The following is a 13,993-nucleotide window of genomic DNA, read 5'->3' as shown; positions in this document are numbered from 1 at the left end:
TTGAGCATGCAGGAACACGCAGACCAGTCCGTCACCGACGACTTCGAACTCGCCGGAGTGCCGGATTCGTTCCAGCGCCTGTGGACTCCCTACCGGATGGCCTATATCAAGGGCGGGCAGGACCAGGTCAAGGATGAGGCCAGCTGCCCATTCTGCGCAGGTCCCGGCCGTACCGACGAACAGGCGCTGATCGTCCACCGTGGCAAAACCTGCTACGTGATCCTGAACCTGTTCCCGTACAACCCCGGCCACCTGCTGGTCTGCCCGTACCGCCACGTGCCGAACTACACCGACATCACGGTCGAGGAGACGGCGGAAATGGCGGCGCTGGCGCAGCAGTCCATGCGTGTGCTGCGCAAGGTGTCCAACCCTGCCGGCTTCAACCTGGGCATGAACCAGGGCGAAGCCGGGGGAGCCGGCATCGCCGCCCACCTTCACCAGCACATCGTGCCCCGCTGGAATGGCGACGGGAACTTCTTCCCGATCATCGCGCAGACCAAGGCGATCCCGCAGACCCTCTCCGAGGTTCGCAGCGCCATTGCCGAGGCATGGGACAGCGAAACACCGAATTAGGCATTAGCCGGCTCGCGGGCCCAGCAGGACATCAATATGTCCTGCTGGGCCACTGGTTTTTAACGCGATTTTAACGCGAGAATCGCGATGCGGGCCTGAATCAAAGCAGTGTCTCGTAGATAGTTGCGGAAACTTGGCGCAACGCCTCGCGGTCGAGGCGCAGAGCGAGTCCCAATACCATCTAGGGCTCTTGGGCGCTGTCCGGCAGATGATCGCGCGCGGCTTCAGGTCATGGAAACGGGGAACCCTGGGATTGATGAGTTCGCGGAATGCCTCGCAGGCATCCAAGAACGTGTCGACGACCCGGATCCGTCTTATACCCGCGCCTGGACCACGCGGCTCTTGGGCGATGCCTGATAACTGCGGGAAGCGGCTGCAACGATTCAAAGAGGCATGAGCCTAGTGCGATGCATGTCCGATGAAGCGGTGCGATGGGATGCCGGGGAATATGACGCGGGTGAAGGGGCGGCAAAAGGGGCTGTGGCTGAGGTACTGGAAGCAAACCCTCAACTACGTGCCTAAAATATGTTTGACTAGTACATTTGTGTCGAAAGACTATGTTACGCACTAACCTCTGATCGGTAGACAAGTCTCCCGGTGCTGTATTGTGACGCAACACGTGAGGTAATAAAGCAAAGCGATTCTACGATTACTGGCGTACCACCTCGCTTAAAACCCTGAAATTCTGGGGCAAAACGAGTCACCGCAGTGTCGAAAGGAACCATTCCTCCATGTCTACGAACAACCAGAACTCCGTCGTCGGTTCGGACCGCGTCAAGCGCGGCATGGCCGAAATGCTCAAGGGCGGTGTCATCATGGACGTAGTCACCCCGGAGCAGGCACGTATCGCAGAAGACGCCGGTGCCGTGGCAGTCATGGCGCTGGAGCGCGTTCCCGCCGACATCCGTGCCCAGGGTGGCGTCTCGCGCATGAGCGACCCGGACATGATCGACGGCATCATTGCCGAGGTCTCCATCCCGGTCATGGCCAAGGCCCGCATCGGCCACTTCGTCGAGGCGCAGATCCTGCAGTCCCTGGGCGTCGACTACATCGACGAGTCCGAGGTCCTCTCGCCAGCCGACTACGAGAACCACATCGACAAGCAGCCGTTCACGGTGCCATTCGTCTGCGGTGCCACCAACCTCGGTGAGGCCCTGCGCCGCATCAACGAGGGCGCTGCAATGATCCGCTCCAAGGGCGAAGCCGGCACCGGCGACGTCTCCAACGCCACCGGCCACATGCGCAAGATCCGTGCAGAGATCGCCAAGCTGTCCGCCCTGCCAGAGGACGAGCTGTATGTTGCAGCCAAGGAATTGCAGGCTCCATACGAACTGGTCAAGGAAGTCGCCGCCAACGGCAAGCTGCCGGTCGTGCTGTTCACCGCTGGAGGCATCGCCACCCCGGCCGACGCCGCGATGATGATGCAGCTGGGCGCCGACGGCGTGTTCGTCGGCTCGGGCATCTTCAAGTCCGGCAACCCGGTGCAGCGTGCCGAAGCCATCGTGAAGGCCACCACCTTCTTCGACAACCCGGACGAGCTGGCCAAGATCTCTCGCGGCCTGGGCGAGGCGATGGTCGGCATCAACGTCGCCGACGTGCCGGTGCCACACCGCTTGGCTGAGCGCGGCTGGTAAGCCCTGACTCCATAAGTGCTAAAGGTCCACGCTACCGAACTTCTCGGTGGCGTGGGCCTTTGCGACCGGTTGCTGGTCAGAGGCCCAACCATTTACCCGTGCAGGAGCGGCGTCTGGATAGAACTATGTCCAGGTTCTAATCGAGTCCGGCAATTGCTGACCGCTGGAACGGACGCGGCGTATGCCACCGCTCGAAGTTAGTTCGTCTCGTTTCGATGAATGGTGTGCACCTGTTCCAAGGACACCATATGGCCACTCACGTAGAACCAGATCCGAGCGGTACCCGTCGCACCAGCCTTATGCTGCCACCTCTCATGGATCGACCACCGCGTTTGACCGTCCCGAGTTCACCTTTCAGCCGATAATTCGTCGGAGTGGTGGCTTAGGGTTTGCGTGCGAGGAAGTCCCAGGCGTCCGACATTGGATTTCAGATCGCCTCAACCAGTTCCCGCCATCCTTTCTGGGCATCGGTGGTAGCGAAGCGGATCTCGTATCCGACCTTCTTCGGAGGCCGGGGACCAGATTCCCCTTCTTGGCAGCAGCCACGATCAGGGGCGCTCCACGGCGATCTCAACGTCATCGAGCCACTCAAGATCGGCGCTGCCGAGTCCCGCGGCGACTGCCGTAGCAGTCTCTTTCCATGAGGTCAGCTCCGAGATCGCCAATTGAAGCTGGTTGGTGGAGAATGAGGCCCGAGCAGCATCGACAAGCTCCTGCGCACAGGACTCGCGATCAGCAGGCGACTGGGCAAGCACCATGGGAAGTTCTGGCTCATGCGCTCAGCCAGGGTACCCCGGTCGTCGAGGGGTACGATGATCAATTGCGCAGCAAAGTGCAGTAGACAGGCGCGTCCATCGGCCTCCCGCTGTGACATCAGCACCAGTGTCTCCCCGTCACGACGGGTTACCGTGACTGGATGTTCTTCCGCCTCGGCGAAGACCTCGGGTGAGTGCTTGCTCAGATCCGAGGAGCGCCTAGTCCGGGTTGGAGGCTCAGCTGGGATGGATATATTTCAAGGCTATTCGGAATGTATTCGAAAGCCTAGAAGATGGGCGATTGGTGACCGTAGGTCGAATTCCCGCGATCGGAGACGAGTTCTCGGGTCGAGCCAAGCAGAAAATGCCGATTGAGAATTCGATCAGACCTTGCTGCTGGTCGCACTGGTGTGTACCAACCACGTGCATTGGGCTAAAGCTCGGAGATGCCGATCAGGCGCTGCCGGCAGATATCAACCCGAGGTGCGGCATTCGGCGGCGCAGATTGTTTTGTGTACGTCAAGGCCCATGTGCCGGTCTCGAGTGGGGCCATCGCTGAGCAGGCACACTACACCTTCGTTGTCGATGGCTTGGCGTTCGAGCATTATCGTCCGTCACGGAACTTGCGTGGCGCAAGCGCGAATTGATCCCAGTGGAGTCGTACTTATAGTGCTCCGGACATGGCAGACTAGAGAGCATGGGCCAGATCATTTTCGACGCAGCTGTCACCCTCAACGGCTTTCTGGCAGATGAAAACTATAGCCTGCAATGGCTCTTCGATGTTCCGGGGGCCCAAGACCCCGACCCGGACCTGCTGCCCAAGAATGTCGGCGTGCATGTGGAAGGAGCGAATACCTACCTATGGCTGATCAAGAACGAGCAGTTCATCGAGAACCCGCAGAAGTGGCAGGAATATTATCGGGGGATCACCACGTATGTTTTCACCTCGCGGGACCTGCCAATTCCCGAGGGCGCTGACGTCCGCTTGGTCAATGGTGCGGTCGGAGAATTCTTGCCTGAAATCCGCGAGGCCGCGGGGGAGAAGAACATCTGGGTGCTCGGCGGAGGAGAGCTGCTGGGACAGTTCCTGGATCTTGACGCACTCGACACCCTGGCGTTGACTGTTGCCCCAGCAGCATTGTCTGCAGGAGCCGCATTGCTACCGCGCAGCATTGGCAGTGACCGGTTGGAACTGGCAGAAGCAAGGAAAGCCGGGCCATTTGCCCGCCTCGTCTACCGGGTCCTTCCAACCAAGTGAACAAGTTTTAAAAGACTCGACTGGCCACCGGAAAATTCGGTGGCCAGTCAAGTTCCCGCCGTTTTAGCTGTTCGCTACTGGTTCCACGAGCGCAACACCATGTGGCGTCCGCGACCAAGAAGCTTGAGCCCATTGGCGCTGAAGAAGTCGGCGCTGGACGGCGTGGCCGCTGCGAGCAGCTCCTGCGGCACCTCGTCGTCTGGAGGCGACAGCGGATTGATCATGGAACGCGACAGGCCGTGCAGCAAGGCGGTGCCAATGCCATGGCGGCGATGTTCCTTGCCTACAGCTAGGGCATGCACCATGAGCTGTCCGTTCAGGCCCTGCTGGGCAAAGCCCCGGCCGACGATCTCTCCCTCGTCGGTGCGAGCCAAGGCATGCTCAACACGACGCAAGGCCGGATGCCCGCTGGATAGCTGGGTACTGGTCTCGCGCCACAGGTTCGTCACGTTCAGTTCGGCCGCATCAGCGCCGGAGGCCTCAGGCACATTATTGCCCAAACGGATCTTTCCGTTCCAGCGATCCATGGGAATGGCCAACGGGCCAGCATGCCATGAGACTTGTGCATTATCGGAGAATCCTGCTGCCTTCAGCTCATCCGAGTGGGCGCCTGAGTTGACCCATGCTTCCACGCGCCGGGCGCCTAGCCGGTGGCCCTCGGCCAGCGCCGGGCGCAGGCCAGCCTGCTCCGGCTGCTCAGGAAACAACAGAATCAGGCGCTTGCGTACCGGCTGCCAGGCCCATGAGCATCCGTGGGTGGTAAAGATTTTGCCGCCGGTGGCTACTGCCAGTGCCTGGTGCCAGTGGCTTAGCGCTTCCTGTGCGGAGGCAATAGTGGTCATTATTCTGCGTTCACCAATCCTCGACGGCGCAGCAACGGTTCAACCACTGCGGTGCGGCCGCGGAATAACTCGTAGGACTCAAGGGGATCGCGCGTATTGCCGCGCGACAGCAGTTCCTCACGGAACCGATTACCATTTTCGCGCATTAAGCCGCCATTTTCCTCGAACCACTGCACAGTGTCGGCATCGAGCACCTCACTCCAGATGTAGGAGTAGTAGCCAGCGGAGTATCCATTGGCGAAAATGTGCTGGAAATAACCGGTGCGGTAACGAGGCGGAATCAGCTCGGTATCGAAGCCGGCTTGCTGAAGCACGTCTTGTTCGAACTGCAGCGGATCGGCGATAACGGTCCCGGCGCTGATGGTATGCCAGGCCCAGTCGAGCACGCTGGCAGCCAGGTACTCGGTGGTTGCAAAACCCTGGCCCCATAGCGAAGCTGCGCGGATCTTCTCGATCAGCGCCTCGCTCAACGCTTCGCCGCTCTGGTGGTGGACTGCATAACCGGTGACGACATCCTCGTGGAGCATCCACATCTCGTTGACTTGGGAAGGGAACTCCACGAAGTCGCGCGGGACCGAGGTGCCGGCAAGAGAAGCGTATTTTCCACTGGAGAACATGCCGTGCAGCGCGTGGCCGAACTCATGGAAGAGCGTATTTGCCTCATCCATGGACAGCAGGATTGGATCACCAGGCGCAGGCGGGGTGATGTTCAAGGTGTTGGTGACGATCGGTCGTTCTTCCAGGAATGAAGCGGCATCGCGCAGGCTGGTCATCCACGCGCCGCCCTTCTTCGTGTCACGGGCCAGATAGTCTCCGGTGTAGAGCGCCAAAGGCTTGCCATCGGCGTCGAAGACTTCGAAGACCCGAACGTCCGGGTGGTAGGCAGGCAGGTCGAACCGTTCCTGGAAGGTGATGCCGAATAGCTTGGTAGCCGTCGCGAAGACCCCATCGATGAGCACCCGGTCCAACTCGAAGTAGTTGCGCAGCGCTTCGGAATCCACCGAGTACTGATCACGCAGGACCTGATTGGAGAAGTATTTCCAATCCCACGCGTTGATTTCAGCACCGGCAATCTCACCGAGCACCTCAGCTTCCCTCCGGGCGTTTGCGGTGGCAGCTTTCGTCAGTTCGGCGAGGCGCTCTTCCACCGCAGCGGTGGAAGGGGCGGTGGCTTGGGCGAGCACGGTTTCGGCATGATTGGCGAATCCGAGCAGCGCGGCGCGTTCGGCACGAAGCTGCGCCATTTCGGCGGCAATGTGAATTGTCGCGTTTTCCTCGGTGCCACGGCTCATTGATGCGTTGAACACCTTGCGGCGGGACTCGCTTGAGGACAGCGACTCCAGAACCGGCTGCTGGGTCGGAGAAACCAACGCCAGCAGGTAGCCCGACGCGTGGCCTGCTTGCTTCGCCGTCTCCGCTGCCGACTCGATGGCTGGACCGGACAGGCCGTCGAGTTCCGCAGCATCCTCGAAGTGCACCGCATGGGCGTTCTGATTCTTCAGCACGAGGTCAGCGAACTGCGTTGAAAGTTCGGCCAGCTTCGCGTTCAGTGCCTTCAGGCGATCCTTTTCGGCATCGCCCAAGCCCGCCCCGGCCAATTGGAAATTCTTCAAAGTTTGATCCGCTAAGCGGGCGTCTTCACCCTGGAGGCTCGCACAATCCAAGGCTTGTAAACGCGAATACAAGGTTTGGTTCAGGTAGATCTCATCTTCCTGCTCGGACCAGATCGATGAAATCTCTGATTGAATCGCCCGCAGATCTTCCGTCCCATGGGCAGAAATCACGGAGAAGTACGTCATCAACGCACGGCGCAGGGTCTGCCCGCTGGCTTCCAAAGCGAGGAATGTGTTCTCGAATGTGGGTTCCTGCGTATCGTCGACTATGCGCTGCAGCTCTTCGCGCTGCTCGGCTGCGCCGATCCGGGTCGCCTCCAGGTAGTGCTCAGCAGTGAGCTGGTCGAATGCTGGCCATTGGTAGGGCCTGGTGCTGGGAGTCAGAAGAGGGTTTTGCATAGGCCTAGGTTTTCATGGAAAAAGTGATTCAGCTTGCATTTACACCCCGCATGCCCAGCTGAGCTAGGCTCGATGCATGCCCCAACGTGCTCCGTCCGCATTACTTCCACTTGGTTCAACGCTGATGGCCGCATTGCTGATTGGCGGCTGCTCTGCAATCCCGAGCAGCAATCAAGAACCAGCAACCCCGCAGTCTTCCGTTCAGTCCTCATCGGATCCGGCTTCAAGTCCAACCACGGAGGATAGCTCTGCCGCACCGTCGAGTCCCGAAGAACTCTCGCTGATGGTCACCGGAGACGTCTTGCTGCATCCTCAGCTATTGGATGAAGCCGAGAAGGCAGCTGGCGCACAATCGGGCAATGGCGAGGACTACGATTTCAGCCCATTGCTGGCGGGCCTGGCCCCCTATGTCCAGGACGCAGATGTCGCGCTTTGCAATCTGGAGACACCAATTGGTATCCCTCCGTATTCCGGGTATCCGCGGTTCACCGTCCCGGAACAAATCCTCACCGATCTCGAAGCCATTGGCTACGACGGATGCACCACTGCCACCAATCACACGGTCGATGCCGGTACGGCCGGAGTCGAACGAACACTCGATGCGCTGGAGTCCAATGGGCTGTTTGCGACAGGCTCCTACCGCAACGAAAAGGACTCCGAAAAACCGTCCATCCTGGAAACAAACGGGGTGAAGCTCGGGGTAGTAACCAGCACTTACTCGCTTAACGGACTGCCGGAAGCAGCTCACTGGCAGGTCGATACCGGAGTGGATGCGCAGGAGCTGATTACCCGGGGCAGGGAAACGCGCAAGTCCGGAGCGGACATCGTGGTGGCAGCCGTGCACGATGGAGCTGAATACACCACCGAGCCGACCGCCTCGCAAAGAAAACTCGGCCAGGCCCTGGCAGAATCTGGCGTCTTCGATTTCATCTACATGCACCACACCCACTCGGTCCTGCCCATTGAGAAGCACGACGGAACCTGGATCGTCTACGGTTTGGGAAACTCTGTGGCCAAGCATGCAACGCCGACCATTCTCAACCGCGAAGGCATCAGCGTGAAGGCAACATTCACCCAGGACGAACCTGGCGAATGGGAGGTCAGCAACTTGCGGTGGGTTCCGCACCAGTTGTCGAACGGGCCGGTAGCGTGGTGCCAAGTCTTCAACGCTGATGGATGCGTTCCGGAAGCTGATGGGCAAGCGTCCCTGAAGCGCAGTGAAGCCACCGTGAATGCCTATGGCGCCTTTGAGGATGGACTGCAGGCGTGGACGCTGGACTGAGCTAGCTAGCGTCTGGGCCACGCTTCCCATGCACCGTTTGGAGGCAGAATCGCTTGCGCTTTGGCCAGCTGGGCCGGCGATATGTCATCGAGGCCGCCGGATTGCTCACTGAATCCCGTCTCCTTGGCAACGAAACGATGCACGAGGCGGCCAGCGCCGATATCCAAGGACTCGCGAAACGCGCCGGACACGGCTGCCCCCACCTGGGCTTCCAGTTCCTCGATCATCTCGGGAACGTGTTCATCGCAGGCGTCGCAACCGCAGGTCGGGAAAACCGCGTGGTAAAGCGCACCGAGCTCCAGATGCACCCCGGGAAAGGTCGTAAGGATCATGCCCAATGGAGCGCAGCGCGAATTCACCGGAAGGATCCGGACAGAACTCACCACGGTGTCCGGCGGAATCCGCAGTTCGGCGGCCAGTCCGAGATCATCGAAGCAGCGCACCTCGAATTGCTCCTGCATCCAGCTCAGCAACGCCCGGGCTACCTGCTGCACGGGAGCAAAACGTTCCGGATGTTCGGTCACCGAATAACTTTCACTATCCGGCTCCCCATTCCAACGCTCGCCATAGGGGATTGGGGTATCGAGCTCGTCGACGTACTCCGCGAATTTAATGTCTGGCCGCTTGTAGCCCCTGAGCATGCTCGGTTCCTCCTGTTGCGTCAAACCATGGCAGTAAGGGCCTAATGCCCGAATTCGTCCGAATCGGTGAAGGGGCCGGCTCCGGTATCCATGGCATCGATGGCGGCCATTTCTGCCTGCGTGAGGTGGAAATCGAAAATATCCAAGTTCTCGCGCTGCCGCTGGGGATCGGCCGATTTCGGTGCGGCCGCACGCCCGGACTGGACATGCCAGCGGAGCGTCACCTGCGCGCTGCTCTTCCCATGCGCCCCGGAAATTTGTGCCAGAGTCGGATGTGAAAGGAAGTCGGACTTCTGCCGTCCCAATGGGGAATAGGCTTCGGTCCGCACGCCATGCTCCGTATTGAAAGCTTGCCATTCGGCGCTTTGACGCTCCGGATCCACCTGGATCTGGTTCAGCGCCGGCCTGTGGCCTGCTTCCAGGATGTTCTGCAACTGGTATGGCTTGAAGTTCGAGACTCCGGCAGCTCGCATTTTCCCTTCGTCTACGAGCATTACCAGCTCCGTGAAAGCTTCGACGTAGGTGTCCTGCTGCGGGTTTGGCCAGTGGATCAGGAACAGGTCCACATAATCAAGGCCGAGGCGGGCCAGGGAATTCTCTAACGCCTGGCGCACTCCCTGGGCCGAATGCCACTTCTTGTTGAACTTCGTCGTCACGAAGAATTCATCGCGGTCAAGCCTGCTCTGCGCCAAGGCCTGGCCGACGGCGTCCTCGTTCTCATAGTTCTCCGCCGTGTCCACGCGGCGATAGCCGACGTCAAGGGCCGAACGAACCGCGGTGACCGCCTCCTGGCCGCGCATGGGCCACGTGCCCAAGCCAACGGAAGGCATGCTCACGCCACCGGCAAGTTCGAAGGAAGAAATATCAGCAATCACGTTCCCGAAGCTACCAAGCTTCACGGGCTGCCGGGAGGTTGCATCGAAGAATTCACGACACACCGGGAAACAAAACCGGCGCAGGGCATCCATGGGTTTAACGTTGTTTCGGCGCATTTCCGTGCCGCCAGCCACCGAACACCATGAAGGTTACAACCATGCCGAAAATAGGCGTCCTCGCGCTGCAAGGGGATTTCCGCGAACATCTGGCCTCTTTTGAACGGCTTGGGCAACGTGCGCAAATGGTGCGTACAGTCGAGGATTTGGCGCAGGTCGACGCGCTGGTGCTACCCGGCGGCGAGTCTTCCGTAATTGACCGGCTCTCCCGTAACTACGGGTTGGCCGATCCCATCAAGGATCGCATTGCCGAAGGGATGCCGGTCTACGGCTCCTGCGCTGGAATGATCATGCTGGCCGATCGCATTGAGAATCCTGCAATCGCGCGGGATGGCGCGGTCCAGCAAAGCTTCGGCGGCATCGACATGACGGTGAAGCGCAATGCCTTCGGGCGCCAGGTCGACTCGTTCGAGCACCAGCTGGACTTCAACGGGGACACTCTCGAAGCGGTGTTCATCCGCGCCCCGGAAGCCGTGCAAATCGGCCCGGACGTCGAGGTGATCAGCACCGTTCAAGCCGGGCCGAATGACGGACAGGGTAGAATTGTTGCAGTACGCCAGGGAAAATTGTTGGCAACCAGCTTTCACCCGGAAGTCACCGGCAGCACGGCTATCCATCAATTTTTCATCAATCTCACGCGAGGAGACGCTTAAAGCATGTCAGGCCACTCCAAATGGGCAACTACCAAGCACAAGAAGGCGGCGATCGACGCCAAGCGCGCCAAGGCCTTCGCCAAGTTCATCAAGGGCATTGAAGTTGCAGCCCGTGCCGGCGGAGCCGACTTGTCCGGCAACCCGGCGCTGGAACTTGCCGTCAGCAAGGCCAAGAAGAACTCCGTGCCGATCAACAACATCGACCGCGCGATCAAGCGTGGCGCTGGCCTGACCGGTGAGGTCGTCGACTACACCGAGATCATCTACGAAGCACGCGGCCCGCAGGGCTCGGCGCTGCTGATCGAGTGCCTGACCGACAACAAGAACCGCGCTGCCTCCGAGGTTCGCGTGGGCATCACCCGCAATGGCGGCACCGTCGCCGACCCGGGATCGGTGGCCTACCTGTTCAACCGCCAGGGCGTCGTGCGCCTGCCCAAGGGTGAGCTGACCGAAGACGACCTGCTGATGATCGTGCTGGATGCCGGTGCTGACGAGATCCTGGACGAGGACGAGAACTTCGCCATCGTGTGCGATCCTTCGGACCTGCGCGCGGTCGCAGCGGCGCTGGACGAGAACGATATCGCCTACGAATCCGACGAAATGGAATTCCTGCCGTCGATGAAGGTGGACCTGGATGTCGACGGAGCCCGCAAATTCCTGAAGCTCTACGACGCGCTGGAAGAACTGGACGACGTCCAGGGCATCTACACCAACGCAGATCTCTCCGATGAGGTTCGCGCCGCATTGGACGAAGAGCAGTAGGGCTTGGCCTTACGTGTTGTCGGCGTCGACCCCGGCCTGACCCGTTGCGGTCTTGCAGTGGTCGACGTCGCTGCAAACAGGCAAGTTTCGCTGGTGGACGTCACCGTCGCCGGCACCCCGCCGGGCACCCCGCTCGATGCCCGGCTCTTGACGATCGCCAACGCGATCGAGGCGTGGCTGGACCAGCATCAGCCCGACGTGCTCGCCCTGGAACGCGTGTTCGCTTCGGCGAACGTCTCCACGGTGATCGGCACCGCCCAGGTCACCGGCGTGGTGATCACCGCAGCGGCACGACGCGGCATCCCCGTCGCGCTGCATACACCGACGGAGGTCAAGGCAGCGGTGACCGGTTCCGGCCAAGCGACCAAGGCGGCGATCGGCAAGATGATTGCCAAGATCTGCCGGCTTGATGAACCGCCAAAGCCAGCCGACGCCGCTGACGCGGTGGCCCTGGCGATCACCCATGGCTGGCGCGGTGCGGCCACTGGCTCGAACGCCTCGGCCTCTGCAGTGCATGCCGGCGGGTCCTCGCAGCTGACAGGTGCGCAGCAGGCATGGATCGCCGCCGAAGCTTCAGCCAAGCGGCGCGCGGTGCGCCGCTAGTCGGCGGCCGGGAAATAACCTCGACCCACCGGGAAACACGGCGGATCGATATTCGTAGGTATCTTCGATAAACTGGGTTCGATCGAACATACATCCCAAGGAGTGGCATGATCAGCTCATTGACCGGCACCGTACAGGCGGTAGCCCTGAACACCGCGGTGATTGACGTTAACGGCTTCGGAATGCTGGTCAACGCCACCCCCGGAACGCTGTCCGGCCTGCATCAAGGGCGCAAGGCAACAGTCTTCACCTCCATGGTGGTGCGCGAGGACTCGATGACCCTTTTCGGCTTCGCCACCGCTGAGGAGCGCGATGTCTTCGAGGTTCTGATCTCCGTATCGGGCATCGGGCCGCGCACCGGACTGGCCATCCTGGCCGTGCATTCTCCTGAAGAAGTGCGCATCGCGGCGAACACGAAGGACACCGCCGCATTCACCAAGGTGTCCGGCATTGGCCCCAAGGGCGCCAGTCGGATCGTGCTGGAACTGAACGGCAAGCTGGTCCCGACGGGCGCGCCTGTTGCGCCGGTGTCCGGCGGCGATACCGCCAGCGTCTGGGAACCGCAGGTGATCGAGGCGCTGACCGGACTGGGCTGGAGCGAAAAGGATGCAACGAGCACCCTGAAATCGCTGTCCAAGGCCGATCCGGATGTCGTAGCCACAGGCAACGTCGCTGAAATCCTGCGTGCCGCGCTGCGCAGTATGTCCAGCGGAACCCGCGTCTAAGCGGTCTGCGAGAGGATCGACTTTTCATGAATGACTCCACCGGGCTCACGAACGCCGGCAGCGAACCCGAAGAACGGGTCATCGAAGCTGCCCTGCGCCCGCGGAACCTTGACGACTTCGTCGGCCAGTCCCGGGTGCGCCAGCAGCTCTCGCTGGTGCTCGAAGCGGCCAAGATCCGCGAACGCACCGCGGACCACGTACTGCTCTCGGGTCCGCCAGGGCTGGGCAAGACCACCTTGTCGATGATTATCGCCGCTGAGATGAACGCGCCATTGCGCATCTCATCCGGCCCGGCCATCCAGCACGCCGGCGACCTGGCTGCGATCCTCTCCTCGCTGACCGAGGGCGAGGTGCTGTTCCTCGATGAAATCCACCGCATGTCCCGGCCCGCCGAGGAAATGCTCTACATGGCAATGGAAGACTTCCGCGTAGACATCGTCGTCGGCAAGGGAGCTGGCGCTACCGCGATTCCCCTGGAGCTGCCGCCCTTCACGCTCGTCGGGGCCACCACGCGCGCGGGCCTGCTGCCCGGGCCGCTGCGCGACCGCTTCGGCTTCACCGGGCACCTGGAGTTCTACGCGGTCAAGGAACTCGAGCTGGTACTGCGCCGTTCGGCCATGATGCTGGATCTGAGCGTGACCTCAGCTGCGTTCACCGAGATCGCAGGGCGCTCCCGCGGCACCCCGCGTATCGCCAACCGCCTGCTGCGCCGGGTGCGCGACTGGGCCCTGGTGCACAAGCTCGAAGAGATCGATGCCAAGGCTGCGGCTGCCGCCCTGGACATGTACGAGGTCGATGCGCGTGGACTGGATCGCCTGGACCGCGGTGTGCTGGAAGCATTGTGCACGAAATTCGGCGGGGGACCGGTGGGCCTGTCGACCCTGGCTATTGCCGTGGGTGAAGAAACCGAGACCGTCGAAACCGTCGCCGAGCCATACCTGGTGCGCGAAGGATTGATGGGCCGGACTCCTCGAGGACGTATCGCCATGCCCGGGGCCTGGGAGCATCTGGGCTTGGCCATGCCCAAGGATGCCATCTTCGCCAGTGCGCAAAGCTATGAAAACGATGAGGATTAGGCAAGCATTACTTCACTGCCCGCGTAAATGGCCTGCCGGTTCACCGTGACCCATTAGACTAAAGACGCCCGACCTGTGCCCATTTCAGGGTAAGGTGGGGCGTCTTTGCTGTTTCGCGCCAGAAAATGGCGCAGCGGCATCCCAGAACTCCAGATCAAATCGCAACGAATCGTTAGCAGGTACAT

General features: G+C 60.9%; 14 protein-coding genes. 9 read left to right on the top strand and 5 right to left on the bottom strand.

Translation table 11 applies throughout. The features are described 5' to 3' along the window. Positions 1-6 precede the first annotated feature (6 nt). Positions 7-573, top strand: coding sequence for an HIT family protein (locus ACLQ8T_RS08955; RefSeq protein WP_413454449.1), 567 nt, complete (start codon positions 7-9; stop codon positions 571-573). A 731-nt stretch (positions 574-1,304) separates the two neighbouring features. Next, positions 1,305-2,207, top strand: a complete 903-nt coding sequence (gene pdxS / locus ACLQ8T_RS08950) for a pyridoxal 5'-phosphate synthase lyase subunit PdxS (protein ID WP_073706185.1) — start codon at positions 1,305-1,307, stop codon at positions 2,205-2,207. A gap of 548 nt (positions 2,208-2,755) precedes the next feature. Here pdxS and ACLQ8T_RS08945 read toward each other — a convergent pair. Continuing rightward, entirely contained in the window at positions 2,756-2,965 is a 210-nt protein-coding gene (locus ACLQ8T_RS08945; RefSeq protein ID WP_338085776.1) for a hypothetical protein, read from the bottom strand. A 694-nt stretch (positions 2,966-3,659) separates the two neighbouring features. Between ACLQ8T_RS08945 and ACLQ8T_RS08940 the strand changes: the two genes are divergently transcribed. Further along, the gene (locus ACLQ8T_RS08940; protein ID WP_204722231.1) at positions 3,660-4,220 is read left to right on the top strand and encodes a dihydrofolate reductase family protein; all 561 of its coding nucleotides are present in this window, start codon (positions 3,660-3,662) and stop codon (positions 4,218-4,220) included. Between the two features lie 74 nt (positions 4,221-4,294). On the opposite strand, the gene ACLQ8T_RS08935 is transcribed toward ACLQ8T_RS08940, so the two are convergent. Together ACLQ8T_RS08935 and ACLQ8T_RS08930 are read right to left on the bottom strand one after the other, a co-directional pair. After that, positions 4,295-5,062: a GNAT family N-acetyltransferase gene (locus ACLQ8T_RS08935; RefSeq protein ID WP_073706187.1), complete on the bottom strand. Its 768-nt coding sequence runs from the start codon at positions 5,060-5,062 to the stop codon at positions 4,295-4,297. Further along, on the bottom strand, positions 5,062-7,074 hold the full coding sequence (locus ACLQ8T_RS08930) for a M3 family metallopeptidase (protein ID WP_204722230.1): 2,013 nt from the start codon (positions 7,072-7,074) through the stop codon (positions 5,062-5,064). The genes ACLQ8T_RS08935 and ACLQ8T_RS08930 overlap by 1 nt, the downstream gene beginning before the upstream one ends. A gap of 76 nt (positions 7,075-7,150) precedes the next feature. Here ACLQ8T_RS08930 and ACLQ8T_RS08925 point away from each other — a divergent pair, with 76 nt between their 5' ends. Beyond that, positions 7,151-8,356 (top strand): CapA family protein, encoded by a 1,206-nt coding sequence (locus tag ACLQ8T_RS08925; protein ID WP_413454448.1) that lies wholly within the window; start codon positions 7,151-7,153, stop codon positions 8,354-8,356. A gap of 5 nt (positions 8,357-8,361) precedes the next feature. Here the strand turns inward: ACLQ8T_RS08925 and ACLQ8T_RS08920 are convergent, their stop codons facing one another. Then, a complete protein-coding gene (locus ACLQ8T_RS08920; protein ID WP_204722228.1) occupies positions 8,362-8,997 on the bottom strand; it encodes a DUF6226 family protein in 636 nt (211 codons plus the stop codon). Between the two features lie 41 nt (positions 8,998-9,038). Then, positions 9,039-9,872: an aldo/keto reductase gene (locus ACLQ8T_RS08915; RefSeq protein ID WP_413454447.1), complete on the bottom strand. Its 834-nt coding sequence runs from the start codon at positions 9,870-9,872 to the stop codon at positions 9,039-9,041. A 158-nt stretch (positions 9,873-10,030) separates the two neighbouring features. On the opposite strand from ACLQ8T_RS08915, the gene pdxT reads away from it, so the two are divergent. The 5 genes from pdxT to ruvB all read left to right on the top strand — a co-directional run bounded on the left by pdxT (position 10,031) and on the right by ruvB (position 13,808). Further along, positions 10,031-10,642 carry a pyridoxal 5'-phosphate synthase glutaminase subunit PdxT gene (gene pdxT, locus ACLQ8T_RS08910; protein ID WP_204723273.1) on the top strand — a complete coding sequence of 204 codons (612 nt, stop codon included), beginning with the start codon at positions 10,031-10,033 and terminating at the stop codon, positions 10,640-10,642. A 3-nt stretch (positions 10,643-10,645) separates the two neighbouring features. Continuing rightward, a complete protein-coding gene (locus ACLQ8T_RS08905) occupies positions 10,646-11,404 on the top strand; it encodes a YebC/PmpR family DNA-binding transcriptional regulator (RefSeq protein ID WP_204722226.1) in 759 nt (252 codons plus the stop codon). A gap of 3 nt (positions 11,405-11,407) precedes the next feature. Then, complete coding sequence (ruvC, locus tag ACLQ8T_RS08900; protein ID WP_149596944.1) at positions 11,408-12,007, top strand: crossover junction endodeoxyribonuclease RuvC; 600 nt, start codon at positions 11,408-11,410, stop codon at positions 12,005-12,007. Between the two features lie 107 nt (positions 12,008-12,114). Further along, on the top strand, positions 12,115-12,732 hold the full coding sequence (gene ruvA, locus ACLQ8T_RS08895) for a Holliday junction branch migration protein RuvA (protein ID WP_204722225.1): 618 nt from the start codon (positions 12,115-12,117) through the stop codon (positions 12,730-12,732). Between the two features lie 26 nt (positions 12,733-12,758). After that, positions 12,759-13,808 (top strand): Holliday junction branch migration DNA helicase RuvB, encoded by a 1,050-nt coding sequence (gene ruvB / locus ACLQ8T_RS08890; protein WP_128470234.1) that lies wholly within the window; start codon positions 12,759-12,761, stop codon positions 13,806-13,808. Positions 13,809-13,993: the final 185 nt, after the last annotated feature.

The sequence above is a fragment of the Glutamicibacter sp. FR1 genome (assembly GCF_047300825.1).
Lineage (GTDB): Bacteria > Actinomycetota > Actinomycetes > Actinomycetales > Micrococcaceae > Glutamicibacter > Glutamicibacter nicotianae.
The sequence above is the reverse complement of the archived record's forward strand: the minus strand, read 5'-3'. Positions and strand labels throughout refer to the sequence as shown.